Below are 23,071 nucleotides of genomic sequence, written 5' to 3' on the forward strand. Positions count from 1 at the left end.
GGCGGGGCCGGGGCGTGGGACCGCTCGGGGCCGTGCGGCGGGCCGCGCGCGGAACCGATAGGTTTACTCGTCGTGGACCTCGCATATATCCCGAGCCCGTCGGAGTCCGTCTGGCACCTCGGCCCCATCCCGATCCGCGCCTACGCGCTGTGCCTCATCGCGGGCATCGTCGCCGCCTGCTGGATCGCCGAGGCGCGCATGCGCGCCAGGGGCGCCCCCAAGTGGGCCGTGCTCGACCTCGCCGTGTGGGCCGTGCCGTTCGGCATCGTCGGCGCCCGCATCTACCACGTGTTCACCAGCCCCGACGCCTATTTCGGGCCTGACGGCGACCCGTGGAAGGCCCTCGCCGTGTGGGAGGGCGGCCTCGGCATCCCCGGCGCCGTCGCCCTCGGCGCGGTCGGCGTGTGGCTCGGCTGCCGCCAGCTGAAACTGCCGTTCGGGATGGTCGCCGACGCGTGCGTCCCCGGCGTCCCCGTCGGACAGGCCATCGGCCGCCTCGGCAACTGGTTCAACCAGGAGCTGTACGGCAAGCCCCTCGACGCCTGGTGGGCCATCGCCATCGACGCCGACCACCGCGTCGCCGGATACTCCCAGTACGCGTCGTTCCACCCCACGTTCCTGTACGAACTGCTGTGGAACCTCGGCGTCGCCCTCGTGCTCATCCTCGCCGACCGCAGGTGGAAGTTCGGGGCCGGGCGCGCCGTCGCCCTCTTCGTCGTCCTGTACTGGACCGGCCGGTTCTGGATCGAGGGCCTGCGCATCGACCCCGCCGAGGACTTCGCCGGGCTGCGCCTCAACCAGTGGGTGAGCATCGTCGTCGTGGCCGCCGCCCTCGCGTACCTCCTGTTCGTGCGCGGCACCCGCCAGGTGTTCGTCCTCGACGGCGGCGAGCGCGTCACCGTCGCCTGGAACTCCGCCGAGGCCGAGGCCGCCGGGTACGTCGACGGCGCCCTCCCCAAGGGCGCCGAGCCGGGCGAGATCGAATCCGCCGCGTACGAGGCCGAATCCGAGGCCGACGACGCGCCCGACCGGCCCGAGGACGACGCCGTCCCCGACGAGCCGACCGCCGAGGACGCCGCCGCCGCGGACGACCCGGCCGACGCGGGCAAGACCCGCGACGACAGCTGACCGCCGCCGATCCCCCTGGCAGGTGCAGATGCAGAACCGAAGAGCCGTAGTCGTCGGCGCCGGCGTCGCCGGGCTCGCCAGCGCGATCGTCCTGTCCCGGCTGGGCTGGAGGGTCGCGCTGCTGGAGCGGCGCGAGCGCCTCAAAGGCGACGACCTCGGCATGGTCCTGTGGGCCTCGGGCGTGCGCGCGCTGCGCGCGCTCGGGGTCGACGCCCTGTTGGACGCCTCCGGGACGCCGGTCGACCGGTTCGAGATCCGCAGCGAGGACCGGGTGTCGAGCTCGTTCGCGGCGGCGATGCTCGGCGCGGACGACGGGACGCCGTCGGTCATGGTGCACACCGCGATGCTGTACGAGGCGCTCGTGTCGCGCCTGGGCGACAGCGTCGAGGTGCATCCGGCGACGCAGGTCGACCGGATCGACATGGTGGACCTGGCGGCCGGTGACGCGTCGCGGCGCTGGGACGCGGACCTCGTGGTCGCCGCGGACGGCATCGACTCGCCGACGCGGCAGCTCATCGCCCCCGGTTCGCCCACAGTGGACGCCGGGGTGGTGTGCTTCCGCGGGCTCGTGCCCGCCCACCGCGCCCCCGAGCGGACCACGGACGCCGTCGAGATCTACGGGCCCGACCGGCGCCGGTTCGGCTACGGCGACCTCGGGCACGCGGGCGCGTGCTGGTGGGCGACGGTGCCGGGCGGGATGCGGCCGGAGTCGCCGCAGATCCAGCACGAGCTCATCAACCGGTGGTTCGCGGACTGGCCCGCGCCCGTGGGGAAGTTCATCGCCGCGACCCGGCCCTCGGAGCTGACGCAGCAGTCGGTGCGGTACGTGTGGCCGGTCCCGCCGGTCCTGCACCAGCCGGTCGGCAACGGCGGCCTGGTGCTCATCGGCGACGCCGCGCACGGAGTCGCGCCGATCCTCGCGCAGGGCGCGAGCCTCGCCCTGGAGGACGCGGTCACGCTCGGGTGGGCGCTGCGGCGCAGCCCCGAGTCGGTGCCCGCCGCGCTCGGCTCCTACGACCGGGCCCGCATGGCGCGCGTCAAACGCGTCGCGCGCCTGTCGCGGCGCGTCCACACGATCGCGTCGGGCGGGCGCGGCATGACCAAGAGCCTCCTGCGGGCCGTCCCGGACTCGTGGGTGCAGCACCAGGCGGCGTCCCTGTCGGACTGGCAGCCGCCGCGATGACCCTGATCCGCGACGCCCGGCCCGAGGACTGGCCCGCCGTGTGGGCCTTCGCCGCGCCGATCGTCGCCTCCGGCGAGCACTTCGTGTGGGAGGCCGACACCCCCGAGGAACGCCTGCGCGCCTACTGGATCGAGAAGGAAGCGCCCGCGAGCGCGATCGTCGCCGTAGTCGGGGAGGGATCGGCCGGGGACGGGACGCCCGGAGGCCGCGTCGCCGGGATCGCCGAGATCCACCCCAACCAGCCCGGCCGCGGCTCGCACATCGCCAACGCCGGGTTCATGGTCGACCCCGCCGTGCGCGGCCAGGGCCTCGGCCGCGCCCTCGGCGAGGCCGCGATCGCCCGCGCCAAGGCCGACGGGTACACCGCCATGCAGTTCAACGCCGTCGTCGCCACCAACACCCGCGCCGTCGACCTGTGGCACTCCCTCGGGTTCCGCACCCTCGCCGTCCTCCCCGCGACCTTCCGCCACCCGGTGCAGGGCTTGGTCGGCATGCACCTCATGTTCCGGGAACTGTGACCCGCGCAGCGTTTGTGTAGCATCGCAACCGCTATGAACGAACTGCGCGAGTCCATCCTCTCCGTAGGCGTGGCCGACCCCGAGACGGCCGTCAGCGTCCACGCCCTCCTCGGCTCCGACCCCGCCCTCCTCGCGAGGGCCGGCGACCTGCCCCAGAACCGGCAGGAGGCCGACACCTGGGTCAAGAACGCGTTCCTGCGGCCCGACGGGCCCTTCCTCGAGACCGCGGCGAGCGCCGTCGCCGACGTCCTCGGCGAAGCCCCCGACAAAGCCCAGAACGACGTCCTCGAAGCGATCACCACCCGCCCCCGCACCCCCTACGACCTGCGCGCCGCCACCGGACTGTCCGAAGCGGACCTCGACGTGCTCCTGCCGCGCCTCGAAGCGGCCGGGCTCGTCCGCGCCGACGCGAACCCGCTCGAACCGGACGCGCCGTTCTGGACCATGGAGCACCGCCTCGCCCGCTTCCACTACGCGATGCTCGCCGCGCACCTGCCGCGCTGGCGGCGCGGGTACATCACCGACCGGCTGTGGCGGATGACCCACGCCCGCTACGACCGGTACGTGTGCCGCCCCGAGTTCCACCGGCTCGCCCGCGAGTGGGCGCTGAACGACCCGGCGGCGGTCCAGACCACGCGCCTGTCCGTGCCCGACCCGCGCTTCCGGCAGCTGCGGACCATCGAGCTCGCCGCGTGGAACGAGGCGGGCGAGCCGATCGCGCTCGGCACCACCCGCTGGAAGTTCCAGATGGTCGAACGCCAGCTCAAACGCCTCCGCTACGTCAGGCGGCTCCTCGGTGACCCGCGGACGCGCCTGTACTGCGTCGCGTCCCGCGTCGAGGCCGCCATCAGCGCCGACCCGGACCCGGACCTGTTCGTGATCGGCCCCGCGCAGCTGCTGCGGCGCGGCGCCGGTGAGACCGCGAACCCCCAGGAAACCGCCCCCAAAGGTGACTTACACCCCGTTTCCCGGCTGGTTGGCGCGCGGACGCGGCGGGTAGGCTGAGGCATCTTTCCCCGTATCCGAAACCTTGAGGAGTGACGATGGCGGCAAGCGTGGACGCGGTAGTGGCGGGAGCCGGTGGATTCATCGGCGGGCACCTGGTGGCGAGCCTCCTCGCCGAGGGCAAGACCGTTCGCGCCGTCGACGTCAAGCCCCTCGACGAGTGGTACCAGGTCCACGGCGACACCGAGAACCTCCAGCGCGACCTCGCCGACCTCGACGCGTGCCGCGAAGCCGTCGGCGACGGCGCGGCCGAGGTCTACAACCTCGCGTGCAACATGGGCGGCATGGGCTTCATCGAGAACAACAAGGCCCTGTGCATGCTCTCGGTGCTCCCCTCCACGCACATGCTCATGGCCGCGAAGGACGCCGAGGTCGGCCGCTTCTTCTACTCCTCCTCCGCGTGCGTCTACGCCGGGTACAAGCAGACCGAGGCGAACATCGCGCCCCTGAAGGAAGAGGACGCCTACCCGGCCGACGCCGAGGACGGCTACGGCTGGGAGAAGCTGTTCTCCGAGCGCATGTGCCGCCACTTCCGCGAGGACTTCGGCCTGGAGACCCGCATCGCCCGCTACCACAACATCTACGGCCCCGAGGGCACGTGGGACGGCGGCCGCGAGAAGGCCCCCGCCGCGACCTGCCGCAAGATCGCCCTCGCCGCCCTCAAGGGCGAGAAGACCGTCGAGATCTGGGGCGACGGCGAGCAGACCCGCTCCTTCACCTACATCGACGACTGCGTCCACGGCACCAAGATGTTCACCCGCGGCGACGTCACCGAGCCCCTGAACCTCGGCTCCTCCGAGCTGACCACCATCAACAACCTGTACTACCTGGTCGCCGACATCGCCGGGATCGACATCGAGCTCAAGCACATCGACGGGCCCCTGGGCGTGCGCGGCCGCAACTCGGACAACACGCTCATCCAGAAGTACTACGGCTGGGAGCCGTCCATCTCGCTCCGCGAGGGCATGACGAAGACCTACGAGTGGGTCTACAACGAGGTCAAGGCCAAGTACAGCCTCTGATGTCCGACCCGAAGCTCCGCCGCGTCGACGTCCTCGGCGTCGGCGTCTCCACCGTCAACCAGGACATGGCGCTCGCCGAGGTCACCCGCTGGGTCGACCAGGGCGAACGCCACTACGTGTGCGTCACCGGCGTGCACGGCGTCATGGAGTCCCAGCGCGACCCCGAGCTCCTGGCCATCCACAACGCCTCCGGGCTCACCACGCCCGACGGCATGCCGATGGTGTGGGCCGGGCACAAGGCCGGCGCCGACTGGATGGACCGGGTCTACGGGCCCGACCTGATGCTCAACGTGCTCGCCCGCGCCGCCGAACGCGGCTGGACCTCGTTCCTGTACGGCGGCAAGGACGGCGTGCCCGAACTGCTCGCCGAGAAGCTCGCCGAGCGGATTCCGGGCGTCAAGTTCGCCGGCATGTACTCGCCGCCGTTCCGTCCCCTGACGGAGGAGGAGGACGAGGCGATCGTGAAGCGCATCAACGACTCCGGCGCGCAGCTGGTGTGGGTGGGGCTCTCGACGCCGAAGCAGGAGCGCTGGATGGCCGCCCACCGCGACCGCCTCAACGCCCCTGCGATGTTCGGCGTCGGCGCCGCGTTCGACTTCCACGCCGGTCTCGTCCCTCAGGCCCCGCCGTGGATGCAGCGCAACGGCCTCGAATGGTTCTACCGGCTCACGAAGGAGCCCAAGCGCCTCTGGCGCCGCTACTTCAAGAACAACCCGGCCTACCTGCGGGCCATCCGCAAACGGCCCCCGTTCCTGCGCGACTAGCCCGGCGGGCCTCCGGACCTGCGCACGACGAACTCGCCAGGGCGGCGGGCCTCCGGACACGCACACGACGAACACGCACGGCGCCGCCCGGCTCCCTCAAGGGAGCCGGGCGGCGCTGCCTTGTCGCACCCCTGTGTCAGGGTTGAGACCGGGGGCCCATCAAAGTCCGATTTGCCGGGACTCTCTGTTCACCTTTCGCACCCGCGAACGATGTCGTACCCGTGATGCAGGGTTAAGACCGGGGGCCCAACGAAGTCCGATTTGCCCAGGACCCTCCGTTCACGTTTCCGTTCCCGCCTCTCTCCCCGCCCACCTACCCCGCGCGGCACAGCGGCGCTAGGCTGTGGCGCATGGTCGACATTCCCAAAGAGATCACGCACACGGGGCACCACCCGCGCATGGCCGTCGTGTGGTCGGTCCTGTCGGCCGAGATCGAGCGATTCGCCGCCGGGACCGGAGCGACCCTCCGCATCCTCGACGTCGGCGGCGGCTCCGGCGGATTCGCCGTCCCCCTCGCCGAACTCGGCCACGACGTCACCGTCGTCGAACCCAGCGCCAACGCGCTCGCCTCCCTCCGCCAGCGCGCCGCCGACGCGGGCGTCACCGACCGCGTCCGCGCCGTCCAGGCTGACGCCGACGAGCTCCCCGACGTGGCCGAGCCGGGCACGGCCGACCTCGTGCTCTGCCACTCGGTCCTCGAGATGGTCGACTACCCCGACACCGCCCTCGACGCCCTCGGCCGCGTCTGCGCGCCAGGCGGCGCCGTGAGCATCCTCGTCGCCAACCGCATCGCCGCCGTCCTCGGCAAGGCCCTCGCCGGGCACTTCCCGACCGCGATCGACCTGCTCACCCACGTCGACGGGGTCGTCCCCGGCCGCGACACCATCAAGCGCCGCTTCGAGACCGCGACGCTCACCGCGCTCGTCGGCGGCTCTGGCCTCGTCACCGAGCAGGTCCACGGCGTCGGCGTCGTCGGCGACCTCCTTCCGGCCTCCGCCGCCAAGGGCGACTCGGGCGAGGGGCTGCGCGAGTTCGAACTCGCCACCGCCTCACGGGTCCCCTTCCGGGACATGGCCACCCACATCCACCTGCTCGCCCGCAAACCCATGCGCTGACCCACTCGCGGTCGGGCCCGGGGCACCTGGGCCCGATCGCATCGGCCCGCCGACCGAACGCCTCTACGCCGAAACGCGTAGGCGGATTTACGTCGTCGCGCCGAAGGCGATCGGGCCGCCGGACCGTAGCCTGGACGTGTGACCACGCCAACCGCCGCCCGGACCAGGATCCCGGCCCTCGCCTTCGACATCGGCCTCGCCGCGCTCCTCGGCATCCTTACGGCGGGCACGACGATCGGCGCCGCCGCGGACCACCATCCCGGGCCGCTCGCGTTCGTCCTCATCGGAGTCACGGCCGCGTTCCTCGCGGTCCGGCGCCGCTGGCCCGAGATCGCACTCGCCGGGTCACTTGCGGGCCTGTACACGTACCTGTTCCTCGGCCTGCCGGAGGGCCCGATCTACATGCTCCCGGCGGTCGCGGTCTTCGCGTTCGCGTTCGCGCGGCCGCTCAAGACCGTCCTGGCCGTCCTCGCCGGGCTCTTCGCGGTCAACACGGCGTTCCAGACGTTCGTCCTCGGCGACATCCCCGACCTGTGGGTCAACGCCAGCATCACCCTCGTGTGGCTCGGCATCGCCGCGGCCGGCGGGCGGATCGTGCGCGAGGCCCGCCATGCGCGGGCGCGGGAACGCGAGGCCGAACGCGAACGCTACCGGGCCGACGAGCGCGTCGAGATGGCCCGGGAGATCCACGACGTCGTCGGGCACAGCCTCGCCGTGGTCAGCATGAACGCCGGTGTCGCCCTGCACGTCCTGGAGAAGCGGCCGGGCGCGCCGCCGGAGGTCGTCGAGAACCTCCAGGCCATCCGGGACGCCTCGACCCGCGCACTCCAGGACCTGCGCGCCACCCTCGCGCCGCTGCGCCAGGGCCGCCAGGGCGAGCGGCGCCCCACCGGCGCGATCAGTGACATCGCGCCCCTCGTCGAGGCGATCCGCACCGGGGGGCTGGATGTGGGGTACACCGTCACCGGGGAGCCCGGCACCGTGCCGACCAATATCGCCGCCACCGCCTACCGGGTCGTCCAGGAATCGCTGACGAACGTCATCCGCCACGCCGAGGCGACCCGGGCCGAGGTCCGGATCGACTGCGACCCCAAGTGGATCCGCATCCTCGTCGAAGACGACGGCCGCGGCGGGCCGATCGACTTCGATCGGATCGGCCAGGGCGTCACGGGCATGATGGAGCGGGTCGTCACCAGTGGCGGCGTCTTCAGCGCCGCGCCCCGGCCCGGCGGCGGATTCGCCGTCAAGGCCGACATGCCCTACGTCCCCAGCACCGCCTGACCGCCATTCCCGTTCGCCAACGCCCCCAACGGAGGACTCGCATGATCGAACTCGTGATCGCCGACGACCAGAGCCTCATCAGGATGGCGCTGCGCAACCTCTTCAACAGCGAAGGCGACATCCACGTCGCCGCCGAGGCCGAGAACGGCCAGGAAGCCTGGGACCTCGTGTCGCAGCTGCGGCCCGACGTGGCCCTCCTCGACATCCGCATGCCCGGCCTCGACGGGCTCGAAGTGCTGCGCCGCATCAGCCGCGACGAGGCGCTGGCAGCGACCCGCGTCGTCATGATCACCACGTTCGAGGTCGACGACTACATCTTCGACGCGCTCTCCAACGGCGCCGCCGGATTCGTCATGAAGGACGCGCCGCCCGAGGACCTGCTGCGGGCCGTGCGGCTCGCCGCCGCCGGGGACTCGCTGCTGAGCCCGGACGTCACCCGCAAGGTCATCAACGCGTACGCCGAACGCGGCACGAGCACCGGGAAGCCGCACCCGAGCCTCGGCGGCCTCACCGAGCGCGAACTGGAGATCCTGCGGTGGGTCGCCACGGGCCTGGCGAACGACGAGATCGGCGAGCGGCTGTTCATCAGCCCCGCGACGGTCCGCACCCACGTCGGGAAGCTCCTCACGAAGCTCGCGGCGCGCGACCGTGCCGGACTGGTCGCGATCGCCTACCGGTCCGGCCTCGACATCCCGGAGGTGTGAAGGGCGACAGAGGAAGTGGAGAACGGGTAGGGAGGCGGCGCGCGCAGAGAGGAGGGTGTGCAGGGAGGAGGTTGAGGCACCACCGGGGGCGCCTGCAGGTCACCGGTGCCGGGGGCGCCGGGCGCGGAGGCGGTGGGCCGGTTCGGGCTTCAGCGTGCTGGATCACGGTAGAGCGCCCCCAGATTCGGGCGTCGGGCACCGGGTGCCAGGCGCTAGATGGTGGATCGGTGAGCTGGTGCGGGATGCGGCGCAGGAGCGGACCGCGGTGGGCCGTTCGCTGGTTCGCTCTGCGGGCGCCGGTTCACGCGAGTAACAGCGGATCGCCGCACAGGATGTTGGTCGTGCGCCCGTCGGCGTCGGCGACCTGCCAGAACAGGGCGCCGCCGGAGCACGGCGCGGATGCCGCGTCGGCTTCCTCGAGCGTCATGGCCCGCGGCGGCTCGACCGCGACCGTGTCGACCACGACGTAGAGCGCCTCGGGCAGTTCGCAGGGGACCGTCCACCAGCGGTCGCTGTCGTCGAAGCACGACCCGGTGTCAGGCATGATCGGGACGCGGCCGACCGCGTCCGGGGTGCCGAGCGCTTCGACGCACACCAGCTGCTCCACCACGAGCGAGGCGCTGTCATACGTGAAGTACCAGTCCTTCCACAGCTCGCCGAGCTGCAGCCGGGCATAGTCCGCGCCGCACAGGTCGACCGCGACCTGGATGTCGGCGAGGGACCCGTCCGGGGTCACGGTCGCCGCGGTCGTGTCGCTGGAGTCCGTGATGCGCCAGAACGCGTCAGGGCTGTCGCACCCGGTCGACAGGTCGAAGCCGAACGCGGCGAGCTGCGGCTCGTACGGCAGGCACGAAGTCGCGGGCACGTCCGGCTGGCCCGGCTGCTCCTCCTCCGCCTGGTCCTCTTCGGACGGCGCCTGCTCGGAAGTGCCCGAATCCGTCGCGGCCTCGTCGTTCCCGCCGCGCATCATGTTGACGCCGATCACGCCGAGCACGCCCGCGAGCAGCACACCCACGGCCACGACGACACCGATGATCAGGCCGGTCCGCTTGCCGCCCTGGGGAGGCGGCTGCCCGTACTGGTACTGCTGCCCGTAGCCGCCGGGCGGAGGCGGCGGAGGCTGCCCACCCGAATACTGCTGCGAGCCCTGCGGCGGCTGCCACGAGCCGCCGTACGCCGGGCCGGGGCCGCCCGGCGGCTGCTGCCATCCGGGCTGCTGCGCGCCGGGCGCCGGGGACTGCGGGTCGGGGCCGCTCTGCTGCGGCCCGGATTCGGCGGGAGGCCGCCAGCCGCCCTGCGGGGACTCCCGCGGGTCCCCTCCTTCGGGCGGTCCGCCCTGGCTGGGAGTCTGGGACATGCCATCAGAATATGAGCGCAATTCGCTTCGGATCGCGGAACGGGACGACCCGCAGGCCGCCGCGCGGCAGCCGTGCGCGAACTTGACAGCCGCAGACGCGGCGCCGCGCAGCACCGTTCACCCGCCGCCCACGCCCCGCACACCGCACGGCATGCCGCATCGGTGCATGGTGTGGCCGAACCGACACGAAACCGGCTAGCCTCGGGCCATGCCTTCGAGCCCGTACCTCACGGCGACGCGACCCGCCTACGGCACCGGCACACTCGCCGATGTCATGCCGACCGCCCTTGCGGCCCTTGGCCTCCCGACCCGAGGCGTCAACCTGCGCAGCGCCGAGCTCGACGGCGTCCGCCGCGTCGCCGTGCTCCTCCTCGACGGCTTCGGCTTCCACCTCCTCGGCCAGGCCGCCCAAGCCAGTGCCACGGTCGGCGCCATCCACCACGGCGAACTCGGCACCCTCACCCCGATTACCGCCACGGTCCCGTCCTCGACCCCGATCAGCCTCGCGTCGCTCGCGTGCGGCCTCCCGCCCGGCGAGCACGGCATCATCGGCTTCACCGTGCGCGTCCCCGACACCGGCGACCTCGTCACCCACATCCGCTGGGACGGCGCGCCCGACCCCGAGACCTGGCAGCCCGAGCCGACCTGCTTCGAGCAGGCCGCCGCCGACGGCGTCGTCTGCACCGTCGTCTCGAACGGGACGTTCCGCGACACCGGCCTGACCCGCGCCATCTACCGCGGCGCCGACTGGCTCCCCGCGATCGCCCCGCACGAGGTCGCCGAAGGCACGCTCGCCGCGCTGGCGCGCGGGGACCGGAGCCTGGTGTACGCGTACCTGCCCGACGTCGACACGGCCGGGCACTTCCACGGGATCGGCTCGCCCCAGTGGCTCGAGGCGGTCGCGGAGGTCGCGGAGGCGATCGACGGGATCCTGACCGGCCTGCCGCGGGACGCGGCGCTCATGGTGACCGCCGACCACGGGATGGTCAACATCACCGACCGGCTGCACGTGGACCGGCGGCCCGATCTGACTCACGGGGTCGCGGCGGTCGCCGGGGACGGGCGGATGCGGTACCTGTACGCCGCGCCGGGCGCGGTCGAGGACGTGCGGCAGGCGTGGGCGGCGGCCGTCGGCGACCGCGCCGAGGTGATCGACCGGGACGAGGCCGTCGAGCGCGGCTGGTTCGGCCCGAAGGTCACCGAGGCGGCGCGCGAGCGGATCGGGGACCTGGTGGTGGCGTGCCGCGACACGTTCGCGATCGTGGGCGTCGAGGGCGAGCCGCCGCACGTCGCGAGGCTCATCGGCCACCACGGTGGCTTGACCGCGGCGGAGATGGCCGTCCCGCTTTGGAGCTACCGCAACGGCTGACGGGCTGACGGTGCGGGCGGTGTCCGGTGTGGGCGGCGTGGCGCGCGAGACGCGCCCGCGTGGGCGTAGGGCGTGCCCCTTCCCACCCGCATCCGCCTTCCTGCCAACCGAAGAAATGCGATGACTGTCCCATGCGGGTGTGACATTCGGGCGTATGGGCAGGTCATGATGTCGGCGCGGTGGCGCGGTGGCGCGGTGGCGCGGTGGCGCGGTGGCGCGGTGGCGCGGTGGCGCGGTGGCGCGGTGGCGCGGTGGCGCGGTGGCGCGGTTGGGGCCGGGCTGTCGCGGCTCTGTCGGGGGTGGTTGTCGGTCCCTGTGGTTAGGCTTCGGGGGTGGCCAGCGATCTTCATCGGTTCATCGGGCCCGGGCTGTCCGATGACGGTCTGGGGATCATGCACGTCGACATGGACGCGTTCTTCGCCTCGGTGGAGATCGCGCGCGACCCGTCCCTGCGCGGGAAGCCGGTCATCGTCGCAGGGCTCGGGCCCCGCGGGGTCGTCTCCGCCGCCTCGTACGAGGCCCGCAAGTACGGAGTGCACTCGGCGCTGCCGACCGCGATCGCGCGCCGCCGCTGCCCGCACGGCGTGTTCCTCACCCCGACGACCTCCTACGGCGAGGTGTCGCGGGCGGTCATGGGGATCTTCCGCGAGTTCACCCCGCACGTCCAGCCGATCTCGGTCGACGAGGCGTTCCTCGACGTAGCGGGCGCGCGCAGGCTCATCGGGTCGCCCGTGGAGATCGCCCGCGCGATCCGCGAGCGCGTGCGGTCCGAGCACGGCATCACCTGCACCGTGGGCATCGCGTCCACGAAGTTCCTGTCCAAGCTCGCGAGCGAGGCCTCCAAGCCCGACGGACTCGGGGTGGTGCCGAAGGCGACCGAGCTGGAGTTCCTGCACCGCCTGCCGATCCGGTCGGTGTGGGGGATCGGCGAGAAGACCGCCGAGAAGCTGACGCGGCTCGGCATGCGCACGGTCGGCGACCTGGCGCGACTGGATGTCGACAGCCTCGCCGCCTCGGTCGGCAGCGCCAGCGCCGAGCACCTGTACGCGCTGTCGCGGAACATCGACCCCCGGCCGGTGCGGCCCGAGCGGGTCGAGAAGTCGATCTCCAACGAGACGACGTTCGACACCGACGCCCCTGACGGGACCGTTTGGGGCCCGGTGCTGCTGGAGCTGTCGCGCAAGGTGGCGTCGCGTGCCCGCGCGGCCGGTTGGGCCGGGCGCGGGGTCACGGTGAAGATCCGGTTCGGGGACTTCAAGACGATCACGCGTTCGCGGATGCTCGCCGCGCCCACGGACGTGGGCCGTGAACTCTATTCGGCCGCAAGGGAACTGGCGGACGCGGCCGCGACGGCGCCGGTGCGGCTGATCGGGGTGAAGCTCGACCACCTCGTGGAGGCGGCGGCCGTGGGCCGCCAGGTCGCGCTCGGCGAACCCGAGCACGGCTGGCGCGACATCGAGGCGGTCATGGACGAGGCGAGCGCGAAGTTCGGGAAGGGCGCGGTGCGCTCGGCCGCGCGCCTGGCCCGGCGGGACTCGCGTGTAGACACCCCGGAATCGGGGAACCCGGGCCGGTGAGCGCAATTGCGCCGGGGCGCCCCCGTCAGCTCGCGCATCGCGGCCAGAACGGACCGATTCAAGCACGAACTGCCTTCCGCCTCGGGCGAAAGCCTCGTAGACTTGGATGCAAGCAGTGGAGTCGCCGGCTTGGCGGCGGCTCCGTCGAGCACTAGCGCAGGAGGAGTGTCGTGCCGCTCTCCGACCACGAACAACGTCTGTTCGAGCAAATCGAGCAGTCCTTGTCCGAAGACCCGCAGTTCGCCTCTGCTGTGCGCGCCCACGACCCGGCGCACGTGACCCGGCGCAGGCTCATCCTGGCCGGCATCGTCACGGTCATCGGCATCGGCGTCGTCATCGGCTCTGTGATCGCCGGGGGCGACGTCGCGATGTTCGGCGCGCCGATCGGCGCGGTCCTCATGTTCGGCGGTCTGATCCTCGGCCTCTGGGCGCAGCGCCGCGGCTCGAACGTGAAGCTGAAGGCGGTCGACGGCAAGGCGAGCCGGTCCACCGGCGGCTCGAAGTCCCCCAAGCCCGGCGGGTTCACCTCACGCATGGAGGAGCGGTGGCGCCGCCGCCGCGACAACGGCGACATCTACTAGACGGCACAGACGCAGCGCTGCGGCACGACCGGCAGCGACGAGAACGGCCCGGCGGGTTCCCCCGCCGGGCCGTTCTCGTCTTGCGGTGTCTAGCGGCCGCGCAGCATGGCGCGGCGGGCGCCCTTCCCGGCGTTGGCGCTGGTCGGGATCGGGCCCTTCGGGATGGCCATGCCGATGCCGAGCGCGTCGAGGCGCTTGGCGATGTGGTTGGCGTCCTTGGAGTCGATGTTCTTGGGCAGCTTCATGAGGCGCTTGCGGACCTCGGTGACCGAGAAGTCGTCGCTGGAGGTCTCGCCGACGAGGAACGTGTACACCGGGGTGGACCCGACGACGCGCGAGATGCGCTTCTTCTCCTGGCCGAGGAGCTTGCGGACCTTGCCGCCGCCCTCGCCGAGGAGGACCACGCCGGCCTTGCCGACCGCGCGGTGCACCATCTGCGTCTCGGACAGGGCCGCGACGCCGGGGGTGACCTGCCAGCCGCGGATGCCGTCGATGAGCGCGTACGCCGCGCCCGGCTTGCCCACGGCCTCCTTGTTCACCACTTTGCTCGTGCGCATGTTGAGCACGATCAAGCCGGCCAGGAGCGCCACGAACAGGGCGCTGACGTACCAGAGCAGGGAGAACTTCGCGAAGACGACGAGCGCGGTGATGATCGCGAAGGGCAGCAGGATCGCGGCGGCCTCCAGCGGCAGGAACAGCTTGTCCCGCTCGTTGGTGAACTTGATCGCCATCCCGATGGTCTTCATCCGGGAGCCGAACGTCTCTTTTTCCTGCTGCTTCGCCATGTCGTCAATTCTAGTGGTCGGTGTTGCGAACTAAGCGGGGGCTGCGGGCCGCACTAATTTACGGCTCGCAAGCGTCGCCGAGCGGGCGTCGATCGCTTGTTTGTAGAGCCGCCCGGCCCGGTACGAGGAGCGCACGAGCGGGCCGCTCATGACCCCGGCGAAGCCGATCTCCTCGGCCTCGGCGGTGAGCTCCACGAACTCCTCGGGCTTGACCCAGCGGTCCACCGGGTGGTGGCGCTTGGTCGGGCGCAGGTACTGGGTGATGGTGATGAGCTCGCAGCCCGCCGCGTGCAGGTCCTTGAGCGCCTGGGAGACCTCGTCGCGGGTCTCGCCCATGCCGAGGATCAGGTTCGACTTGGTGACCAGGCCGTCCTCGCGGGCCTTGGTGATGACCTCGAGGGACCGCTCGTAGCGGAACGCGGGCCGGATGCGCTTGAAGATGCGCGGCACGGTCTCGACGTTGTGCGCGAGCACCTCCGGGCGGGAGGAGAAGACCTCGGCGAGCTGCTCGGGGACCGCGTTGAAGTCGGGGATGAGGAGCTCGACGCCGCAGCCGGGGACGGCTTCGTGGATGCGGCGGACGGTCTCGGCGTAGAGCCAGGCGCCGCCGTCGTCGAGGTCGTCGCGGGCGACGCCGGTGATCGTGGCGTACTTCAGGCCCATGGTCTGCACCGATTCGGCGACGCGGCGGGGCTCGTCGCGGTCGAGCGCGTCGGGCTTGCCGGTGTCGATCTGGCAGAAGTCGCACCGGCGCGTGCACTGGGAGCCGCCGATGAGGAACGTCGCCTCGCGGTCCTCCCAGCACTCGTAGATGTTGGGACAGCCGGCTTCTTGGCAGACCGTGTGCAGGCCTTCGCTCTTGACGAGGCCCCGCAGCTCGGTGTATTCCGGGCCGGTCTTGGCTTTGACCTTGATCCAGGAGGGTTTCTTCTCGATCGGAGTCTGGGCGTTGCGCACTTCGAGGCGCAGCATCCGGCGTCCTTCGGGCTGTACGGAAGTCACCGGCCCAGCCTACGCCGCGCATCCGCCGGACGGCAGGTGTCGCTGGGCACAGCGGCGCGCGCGGTGAAACGTAGGATGACGTTCCCGCTGGTCTAATAGGGGAGAGCCGAGCAGGGGAGCAGCAGTGGAACTCATTCACCAGGGCAAGGTCCGCGACGTCTACGCCGACGGGGACGACCTGGTCCTCGTCGCCTCCGACCGCGTCAGCGTCTACGACGTGGTCCTGCCGACGCCGGTCCCCGGCAAGGGCGCGCTCCTGACCGCGCTGAGCCTGTGGTGGTTCGAGCAGCTCGCCGACATCGTCCCCAACCACGTGGTCTGCGCCGACGACGTCCCCGCCGAGTTCGCCGGGCGGGCCGTGCGCGTCAAGCGCCTGGAGATCGTCAAGGTCGAAGCGGTCGTCCGCGGCTACCTCTCCGGCTCCGGCCTCGCCAGCTACGAGAAGGACGGCACCGTCTGCGGGATCGCGCTCCCCGCGGGCCTGGTCGACGGCTCGCGCCTGCCCGAGCCGATCTACACGCCCACGACCAAGGCCGACGTCGGCGACCACGACCTGCCGATGACCTACGAGGAGACCGCCGACCTCGTCGGCGCCGACCTCGCCGCCCGCATCCGCGACCTCACCTTCGCGCTGTACCGCCGCGGCGCCGACATCGCCCTCGCGAAGGGCATCATCATCGCCGACACCAAGTTCGAGTTCGGGATCGACGCCGAAGGCACCCTCCGCCTGGCCGACGAGGCGCTCACCTCCGACTCGTCCCGCTTCTGGGACGCCGCCGCCTGGAACCCCGGCCGCACCCAGCCGTCCTTCGACAAGCAGTACGTGCGCGACTGGGCCCGCTCCACCGGCTGGAAGCCCGACGACGCCGACGCCCCCGAGATGCCGCAGGACGTCATCGACGCCACGCTCGCCCGCTACATCGAGGCGTACGAGCTCCTCACCGGCCGCACCTGGAGCTAACGGACTCGCCGTCACCCGCGGCACCCACACCCGCACCGCCCAGCCGCCCTCGGGCGTCGGGCCCGCCTGGAAGCTGCCGCCGAGCAGCTCGGCGCGCTGCCGCAGGCCCAGCAGCCCGTGCCGGGAGCTCGGCAGCTCCAGCACCGGCCGCGACCCCGGCGCGTTCACGACGCTCACGTCCGCGCCGTCGCCGGAGTTGACCACGGTCACCGTCACCGCCGCGCCCGGCGCGTGCTTGCGGGCGTTCGTCAACCCCTCCTGGACAGTCCGGTAGATCGCGCGCTGCCCGGCCGGGTCGAGCCCGACGATCCGCTCGACCTGCAGCCGCGCGTCGATCCCCGAGCCCTGCACGAGCGCGTCCAGCGCGTCGAGGGTCGGCTGCGGCGTCAGCTCGGTCGCCCTCGAACCCGACACCCGCAGCACCTGCACCATGTGCCGCAGCTCTTCCAAGGTCGTGACGGACAGCCGCCGGATCGTCGAGGCGATCTCGCGGCTCTCGTCGTCCTGCGCTCGCACCTGCATCGCCCCGGCCTGCACCGCGATCAGGCTCACCTGGTGCGAGACGACGTCGTGCATCTCCCGCGCCAGCTGCGCCCGCTCGGCCGCCAGCGCCTGCTGGGTCAGCAGCAGCTGCTCGTGCTCGCGGGCCTCCTCGATCTCGGCGAGCCGGTCGGCCATGCCGTGACGCGCGCGCTGGCTGTACCCGAGGATCGCGGGCACCACCGCCATCGCCGTGTAGTAGAGCGCCAGCCGCATCGACGACTCGTACGGCACCAGGTGGTCGGGGAGCAGCGCCAGCGCCTCCGGGAACGTCTCCGCCCACGCCCCGAAGAACAGGTAGTAGACGCCCAGGCCCTGGAACACGAAGCAGAACGCGAGCATCAGCGTCGCGGCGACCGGCACCCATGGCTTGCGGGAGTAGCGGGTCAGCGTGTACAGCGCGATCGCCGAGGCGACCTTCTCGAACACCATGAACGCCGCCGGGAGCGTTATGAGGAACACCAGGAACGGCCAGCGCCTGCGGAAGAGCAGGGCGAGCACCCCGACGCAGGCGAACGTCGCGACCGGCTGGTTCCACAGGTCGATCACGAACGCCAGGTGGGCGATCGCGACGACCATGACCGCCGCGTCCCACCACCACTGCGGGATCTTCTCCGGCAGGCCGAGCCTCGTCACTCGCCGTCGCCTTTGAGCAGGCCCGCGTCGTGCGCCGCGAGCGCGGCCTGGACGCGGTTGGAGACCTGCAGCTTCGTGAGGATCGAGGAGACGTGGTCCTTGACGGTCCCCAGGCCGAGGAACAGCTCCGCGGAGATCTCCCCGTTCGACTTCCCTTCGGAGAGCAGGAGCAGGATCTCCTTCTCGCGCTCGGTGAGCCGGTCGATGCGGGGGTTCGCCTTCGTCTCGGCGCCGCGGTCGAGGTACCCGGCAACGACGGCGCGCGTCACCTTCGCCGAGAGGACCGCGCCTTCGGTGACGAGGGCCCGCACCTGGTAGGCGAGGTGCTCGGGTTCGGTGTCCTTGAGGAGGAAGCCCGCCGCGCCCAGGCGCAGCGCCTCGTACACGTACTCGTCGGTGTCGAAGGTCGTCAGCGCGGCGGTGACGGGCGGGTGGGAGAGGTGCCGCAGGCGCTTGAGGACGGTGAGGCCGTCGACGTCGGGCATGCGGATGTCGAGGAGCACGACGTCGGGCCGCAGGGACAGCACCCGGTCGACCGCGTCGGCGCCCGAGACCGCGTCCACGACCTCGATGTCCTCAGCGGCGCTGAGGATGTGGGTGAACCCCGAGCGGATCAGCGCCTCGTCGTCGACGATGAGCACTCGAATCACGTGCGCCTCCTGTGGCCTATTCGTTATGTGAACGCTCATCATCCCCGGAGGCGGCAACCCGCTGCAAGTCGGGTACCGGCCCATCCACATGGCGGGGTGACATTCCTGACTTTCGGAGGGTCGATTCGGGACCTTCGGCCGGACCCGGCGAAGTCCATCGGACGGTTTTTCGGAGGGACCTTCACCGGGGCGGCTCCGGCACTTCGCCGGAGGCGAACGCGCTCCCGCTGAACGAATCTGGAAGTCCCCCTGACCTGACCCACCGATTTGGAGGCACCATGTGCGGCTTCGCAGTCCGTGCCGGAGCGAGCGCCGACCCCGACGGGACCCGGTTCGCCGCCGCCCTGGAGCTCATCAGCCACCGCGGCCCCGACGAGACGGCCGTCCTCCCTGCGAGCCCGCAGGTCCTCATGGGCTTCAAGCGCCTCTCGATCATCGACGTCGAAGGCTCCCACCAGCCCATGCGCCGCGGCGACGGCGCCGACGCGGAGCGCTACTCGATCGTCTTCAACGGCGAGATCTACAACTTCGTGGAACTGCGCGACGAGCTCGTCCGCGTCCACGGCGAGACCTTCGCGACCCGCGGCGACACCGAGGTCATCCTGGCCGCCTACCGGCACTGGGGCCCCGACGTCGTCCACCGCCTCCGCGGCATGTTCGCGTTCGTCATCTACGACCGCTCCGCCGACCTGCTCTTCGCCGCCCGCGACCCGTTCGGCATCAAGCCGCTCTACTGGACCCAGTGGGACGGCGCGACCTGGCTCGCCAGCGAGAAGAAGCTCCTGCCGGGCCTCACCCACCCCGACATGATCGCCGCCGACCAGACCGCGCACTACGCGACGTTCCAGTACACGCCCGAGCCGGCGACGCTCCACCGGCACGTCCACCGGCTCGAGGCCGGGCACTTCGCGATGTTCCGCCCCGGCGCCGAACCGCGCCCGCAGCGGTACTTCGAGCCGATGTTCAAGCCCAGGCCCGTCGACGACGCCGAAGCGCTCCACGGCGAGATCCTCGCGGCCCTGCGCGACTCCGTGCGCATCCACATGCGCTCGGACGTGCCGGTCGGCGCGCTGCTGTCCAGCGGCATCGACTCGACGGCCGTGGTCGCGCTGGCCCGCGAGGTCAACCCGAACCTGCTGACGTTCACCGCGCAGTTCACCGACCCGGGCCTGTACGACGAGCTCGAAGTGGCCGCCGCCTCCGCTGCGGCCCTTGGGGTCCGGTCGATCCCCGCGCCCGTCTCGGTCGACGACGTGATCCGGGAGCTGCCGAAGATCGTGTGGCACCTGGACGACCCGGTCGCCGACCCGGCGCTCGTGCCGCTGTACTTCGTGACGAAGAAGGCCGCCGAGCACGTCACCGTCGCCCTCGGCGGCGAAGGCGCCGACGAGCTGTTCGGCGGGTACACGATCTACCACGAGCCGCACTCGCTCAAACGCCTCGAAGCGCTCCCCGACCCCGCGAAGGGCCTGCTGCGCAAGGCGTCCGCGGTCCTGCCCGACGGCGTCAAGGGCAAGAGCTTCCTCGAGCGGGGCACCGCCGAGCTGCGCGAGCGGTTCGTCGGCAACGCGAAGATCTTCACCGGTGAGGACAAGCGCCGCCTGCTGCGCCACGAGGGCCCGGACTACCGCGCCGTCACCGACCCGATCTGGGACGAGTCGGCGCACCTCGACCCGACGACCCGCATGCAGCACATGGACCTGCGCACCTGGATGAAGGGCGACATCCTCGTCAAGGCCGACCGGATGTCCATGGCGCACAGCCTGGAGCTGCGCGTGCCGTTCCTCGACCGGGCCGTGTGGGAGGTCGCCGCGCGCGTCCCCGTCGAGCACCGCCTCCAGGGCAAGCAGACAAAGGTCGCGCTGCGCCGCGCCGTGCAGGCCATCGTGCCGCCCACGATCGTCGAGCGCCCGAAGCTGGGCTTCCCGACCCCGCACCGGCAGTGGCTGGCCGGGCCCATGTTCGAGTGGGCCGACCACGTGCTCGCCACGAGCGCCTGCGGGCACCTCCTCGACCTCGAGTTCGCGCGCGGCCTGCTGCGCGCCCACCGCGCCGGGGAGGCCGACAACGCCCGCAAGGTGTGGGCCGTGATGGTCTTCTGCCTCTGGTACTCCCAGCTCGACCGCCCGCCGCTGGGCTGGGACCGCGTCCGCGCGCCCCGCACCGCCACCATCATCCTCAGGCCTCGAACAGCCCCTGGCCGACGTAGCCGCCCTCGGGCGCACCCGGTGGGAGCACGAACACCGCGCTGCCTTCGGCGGTGATGAACTCGCTCAACCGGTCAGACGCGGCCATCTTCTCCTGCGCGTCGATGAACGCCTGCGGGTCGGCCTGGAAGGACACGAACAGCAGTCCCGCGTCGTACGGGTGCTCGGCGTGCATGTGCCCGTCCAAGTGCCCGTCCGTCGCGGCGTCGGAGCTGACCGCGCCCTCGGTGAGGAACCCGTAGTCGTAGTTGTAGCCGCGCCGCACCATCGGCGCGTCGTGCACGACCGCGACGTGCGAGTCCGCCGGGACGGCGGGCAGACCGGACGCGTCGAGCGCCTCGAAGTCCGGGTGGTCGAACTCGCCGCCGCCGCTCAGCGGCACCCCTGAGTCCCGCTCGCGCCCGAACGTCAGGTTCTGGTCCTCGGCGGTGAGCATCGACCAGTCCGGCAGCCGCATCCGGATCTTGCGGAACACCAGGTACGTGCCGCCCTCGAACCATCCCGGCTCCGAGTCGACCGCCCACACGCGCTCGTCGAACGTGCTCGACCCGACCTCCGGGTTCGCGCTGCCGTCCTTGAACCCCATGAGGTTCCGGGGCGTTCCGCCGTCGGCGGGCCGCGACGAGAAGCCCTGCTGCACCCAGCCGAGCGTCCCGTACCCGACCGCGCGCTTGCGCAGCTCCAGGAACGCGCCGCTCACCACCTGCTGGTCGTCGCCGCACACCTGCAGGAGCAGGTCGCCGCCCGACCACGCCGGATTCAGCTTGTCCCCGTCGAACTCGGGCAGCTCCACCAGCTTCGACGGCTGCGCCGCCTCCAGCCCCGTCTTCGCGAACACGCCCGGGCCGAGCCCGAACGTCACCGTCAGCCGCGCCGGGTCCAGCCCGGCCGCCACCGCTTCGGCGTCGAACTGGTCGTCCCCGTCGATCTTCGCCTTCGGCGGCGCCTCGCCGGCCGCGAGCGCCGCCGCGACCGCCGACCAGTCCCGGAGCAGGGCCTGCAGGTTCGCCCTCATCGCCGCCTGGTCGAGCGTCTCGCCGGTCATCGCCTTGTCCGACAAGGCGAACGACGCGAACAGCGCATGGCCCTGCGCGGGCGTCTCGATCCCGGACTGCCGAGCCCCGAAGAACGGCTCCACGGCCCCATCGGCCCCGGCCGCCTCGCCCCCGTCGCCCTGCGACGACGCGATGCCCATGCCGACGCCCGCGCCGACCGCCGCCGCGACCGTCGCCCCCGCCAGCGCCGCACGCCGCGACACCACGGCCTCGCCGTCCCCGTTCTCCTTGGGCGGCTTGCGGAACCGCTGCCACAGACCGATGAGCACGTCGATCACGGCGAACGCGGCCAACGAGATCCCCAGCAGCGGGAAGCACCAGCCGACCCCGGCCGTGACCGCCACGACGACCGCGACCAGCGGCCACGGCAGCCTCCGCAGCGTCCCGCGCGCATACGGACGGCCCACGAGCCCGCCCTTGGGGCGGCGCTGCCACCACATCCGGTAGCCCCACGCAATCATGAGCACGACCGCGAGCATCGCCGCCGCCAGCAGCAGCTGGTTCGCCAAACCGAACAGCAGGCCCATGTGCGCGGCGATGAACACGTTCGTCGCCTGCGCCATGAACGGCCAGTCCGCGAACCGCAGCTCCTCGGCCACCTCAGGCGCGCCCGAAGCGGTGTCGACCACCATCTGGTCCTGCTCGAGCGGCAGCGACCGGTGCGTCTCGGCCACCAGGTACTGCGTGCCCCCGCCCGTGGGCAGGGTGATCTGCAAGGGGCCGTTCATGTCCGCGTCCCGCGCGGTCGCGTACACGCTGTCGAGCAGCGCCACCGCGAACGGCGACGCCGCAGCGCTCTCGTGGTGCCCGCCGTGCCCGCCGTGGTCCCCGCCGGTCGCGCCCTCCACGGTGACCGAAGGCGTGGTCCAGCTCAGCGTCTCGCGCAGCGCCGCGACGTTCTCGCCCGCGTACCGCGACCAGGTCAGGCCCGTCACCGACAGGAACAGCAGGACGAGCACCAGCCACAGCCCCACCGGGCCGTGCCACGCGAGCGTGCGCGAACGACCAGTGCCGTGGGGCTTCGGCCGCCACAGGCCGCCGTCGCGGCGCTTGCGGGCGATCCACAGGACCAGGCCGCCGAGCGCCACCACCCACAGCCAGCTCGCCGCCAGCTCCGAGTACAGGCGGCCCGGCTCGCCCAGGTGCAGGTTCCGGTGCAGCGTCGAGATCCACTCGCGCACCGGACCGGCCTGCGAGGACCCGTACGAGGTCGAATCGCCCAGCACGTCACCGGTGTACGGGTCGACGTAGACGACCGCGACCGCGCCCGACTCGCGGACGACGCCGTCGTCCACGACGACCGCCGTCGACGCGTCGTCCTCGGCGGCGGGCCGCACGGCCGTCACCGTCCAGTCCGGATGCGCCGCAGTGACGGCCTCGACCTGGTCGGCCAGGCCGATCCGCTCGCCGCCGGGATCGACCGTGCGCAGATCCGAGTAGAGCGCGTCCTCCAAGGGGTAGGACAGCGCGTAGGCCAGCCCGGTCAAAGCCGAGACCAGCAGAAAAGGGGCTATGAGAATGCCGGCGTAGAAATGCAGCCGGAGCAGCAGCTGCCTGAGGGCAGCCGAAATCTTGGGTTTGTCTGACATTGTTCGCTTTCCGAGCAGCCCCGGAGCACACGGGAACCAGGG

The 23,071-nt window shown here is 71.8% G+C and carries 20 protein-coding genes and 1 pseudogene; 15 read left to right on the forward strand and 6 right to left on the reverse strand.

Translation table 11 applies throughout. The annotated features are described in order from the left end of the window. Nucleotides 1-72 precede the first annotated feature (72 nt). The 9 genes from lgt (at nt 73) to ACGGCP_RS10305 (ending at nt 8,720) form a co-directional block, all read left to right on the forward strand. Nucleotides 73-1,128 carry a prolipoprotein diacylglyceryl transferase gene (gene lgt / locus ACGGCP_RS10265; RefSeq protein ID WP_392963871.1) on the forward strand — a complete coding sequence of 352 codons (1,056 nt, stop codon included), beginning with the start codon at nt 73-75 and terminating at the stop codon, nt 1,126-1,128. Between the two features lie 28 nt (nt 1,129-1,156). Continuing rightward, on the forward strand, nt 1,157-2,311 hold the full coding sequence (locus ACGGCP_RS10270; protein ID WP_392963873.1) for an FAD-dependent oxidoreductase: 1,155 nt from the start codon (nt 1,157-1,159) through the stop codon (nt 2,309-2,311). Next, nucleotides 2,308-2,829 (forward strand): GNAT family N-acetyltransferase, encoded by a 522-nt coding sequence (locus tag ACGGCP_RS10275; protein WP_392963875.1) that lies wholly within the window; start codon nt 2,308-2,310, stop codon nt 2,827-2,829. The genes ACGGCP_RS10270 and ACGGCP_RS10275 overlap by 4 nt, the downstream gene beginning before the upstream one ends. Nucleotides 2,830-2,862: 33 nt before the next feature. Next, nucleotides 2,863-3,834, forward strand: a complete 972-nt coding sequence (locus ACGGCP_RS10280) for a hypothetical protein (protein WP_392963877.1) — start codon at nt 2,863-2,865, stop codon at nt 3,832-3,834. Between the two features lie 38 nt (nt 3,835-3,872). Then, nucleotides 3,873-4,856: an NAD-dependent epimerase/dehydratase family protein gene (locus ACGGCP_RS10285; protein ID WP_392963880.1), complete on the forward strand. Its 984-nt coding sequence runs from the start codon at nt 3,873-3,875 to the stop codon at nt 4,854-4,856. Beyond that, complete coding sequence (locus tag ACGGCP_RS10290; RefSeq protein ID WP_392963883.1) at nt 4,856-5,620, forward strand: WecB/TagA/CpsF family glycosyltransferase; 765 nt, start codon at nt 4,856-4,858, stop codon at nt 5,618-5,620. The genes ACGGCP_RS10285 and ACGGCP_RS10290 overlap by 1 nt, the downstream gene beginning before the upstream one ends. A 350-nt stretch (nt 5,621-5,970) precedes the next feature. Continuing rightward, nucleotides 5,971-6,735: a methyltransferase domain-containing protein gene (locus tag ACGGCP_RS10295; protein WP_392963885.1), complete on the forward strand. Its 765-nt coding sequence runs from the start codon at nt 5,971-5,973 to the stop codon at nt 6,733-6,735. Nucleotides 6,736-6,873: 138 nt separating this feature from the next. Then, complete coding sequence (locus ACGGCP_RS10300; protein WP_392963888.1) at nt 6,874-8,016, forward strand: sensor histidine kinase; 1,143 nt, start codon at nt 6,874-6,876, stop codon at nt 8,014-8,016. A 41-nt stretch (nt 8,017-8,057) separates the two neighbouring features. Beyond that, entirely contained in the window at nt 8,058-8,720 is a 663-nt protein-coding gene (locus ACGGCP_RS10305; RefSeq protein WP_392963890.1) for a response regulator, read from the forward strand. A gap of 301 nt (nt 8,721-9,021) precedes the next feature. On the opposite strand, the gene ACGGCP_RS10310 is transcribed toward ACGGCP_RS10305, so the two are convergent. After that, nucleotides 9,022-10,077, reverse strand: coding sequence for a hypothetical protein (locus tag ACGGCP_RS10310; protein ID WP_392963892.1), 1,056 nt, complete (start codon nt 10,075-10,077; stop codon nt 9,022-9,024). Between the two features lie 208 nt (nt 10,078-10,285). Between ACGGCP_RS10310 and ACGGCP_RS10315 the strand changes: the two genes are divergently transcribed. From ACGGCP_RS10315 to ACGGCP_RS10325, 3 genes are all read left to right on the forward strand, one after another. Then, complete coding sequence (locus tag ACGGCP_RS10315; RefSeq protein WP_392963894.1) at nt 10,286-11,446, forward strand: alkaline phosphatase family protein; 1,161 nt, start codon at nt 10,286-10,288, stop codon at nt 11,444-11,446. A 392-nt stretch (nt 11,447-11,838) separates the two neighbouring features. Beyond that, on the forward strand, nt 11,839-13,023 hold the full coding sequence (gene dinB / locus ACGGCP_RS10320; protein WP_392965063.1) for a DNA polymerase IV: 1,185 nt from the start codon (nt 11,839-11,841) through the stop codon (nt 13,021-13,023). A gap of 170 nt (nt 13,024-13,193) precedes the next feature. After that, the gene (locus ACGGCP_RS10325) at nt 13,194-13,604 is read left to right on the forward strand and encodes a DUF3040 domain-containing protein (protein WP_392963897.1); all 411 of its coding nucleotides are present in this window, start codon (nt 13,194-13,196) and stop codon (nt 13,602-13,604) included. 89 nt (nt 13,605-13,693) lie between these two features. Here ACGGCP_RS10325 and ACGGCP_RS10330 read toward each other — a convergent pair whose 3' ends face one another. Continuing rightward, nucleotides 13,694-14,389: a DUF4191 family protein gene (locus ACGGCP_RS10330; RefSeq protein WP_392963900.1), complete on the reverse strand. Its 696-nt coding sequence runs from the start codon at nt 14,387-14,389 to the stop codon at nt 13,694-13,696. A gap of 30 nt (nt 14,390-14,419) precedes the next feature. Next, nucleotides 14,420-15,361, reverse strand: coding sequence for a lipoyl synthase (gene lipA, locus ACGGCP_RS10335; RefSeq protein WP_392965066.1), 942 nt, complete (start codon nt 15,359-15,361; stop codon nt 14,420-14,422). A 154-nt stretch (nt 15,362-15,515) separates the two neighbouring features. On the opposite strand from lipA, the gene ACGGCP_RS10340 reads away from it, so the two are divergent. Beyond that, the gene (locus ACGGCP_RS10340; RefSeq protein ID WP_392963901.1) at nt 15,516-16,352 is read left to right on the forward strand and encodes a phosphoribosylaminoimidazolesuccinocarboxamide synthase; all 837 of its coding nucleotides are present in this window, start codon (nt 15,516-15,518) and stop codon (nt 16,350-16,352) included. A gap of 474 nt (nt 16,353-16,826) precedes the next feature. Here ACGGCP_RS10340 and ACGGCP_RS10345 read toward each other — a convergent pair. Then, a pseudogene (locus ACGGCP_RS10345) lies at nt 16,827-17,324 on the reverse strand (histidine kinase); the annotation flags it as partial. A gap of 19 nt (nt 17,325-17,343) precedes the next feature. On the opposite strand from ACGGCP_RS10345, the gene ACGGCP_RS10350 reads away from it, so the two are divergent. Beyond that, nucleotides 17,344-17,544: a hypothetical protein gene (locus tag ACGGCP_RS10350; protein ID WP_392963904.1), complete on the forward strand. Its 201-nt coding sequence runs from the start codon at nt 17,344-17,346 to the stop codon at nt 17,542-17,544. Here the strand turns inward: ACGGCP_RS10350 and ACGGCP_RS10355 are convergent. Then, nucleotides 17,525-18,178, reverse strand: coding sequence for a response regulator (locus ACGGCP_RS10355; protein WP_392963907.1), 654 nt, complete (start codon nt 18,176-18,178; stop codon nt 17,525-17,527). The two genes, ACGGCP_RS10350 and ACGGCP_RS10355, sit on opposite strands and share 20 nt — an antisense overlap. A gap of 278 nt (nt 18,179-18,456) precedes the next feature. Here ACGGCP_RS10355 and asnB point away from each other — a divergent pair, with 278 nt between their 5' ends. After that, nucleotides 18,457-20,442 (forward strand): asparagine synthase (glutamine-hydrolyzing), encoded by a 1,986-nt coding sequence (gene asnB / locus ACGGCP_RS10360; RefSeq protein WP_392963910.1) that lies wholly within the window; start codon nt 18,457-18,459, stop codon nt 20,440-20,442. Here asnB and ACGGCP_RS10365 read toward each other — a convergent pair. Then, on the reverse strand, nt 20,357-23,029 hold the full coding sequence (locus ACGGCP_RS10365; protein ID WP_392963912.1) for a Dyp-type peroxidase: 2,673 nt from the start codon (nt 23,027-23,029) through the stop codon (nt 20,357-20,359). The genes asnB and ACGGCP_RS10365 overlap by 86 nt on opposite strands. Nucleotides 23,030-23,071: the final 42 nt, after the last annotated feature.

Source organism: Glycomyces sp. NPDC048151, from assembly GCF_043202775.1.
Taxonomy (GTDB): Bacteria; Actinomycetota; Actinomycetes; order Mycobacteriales; family Micromonosporaceae; genus Glycomyces.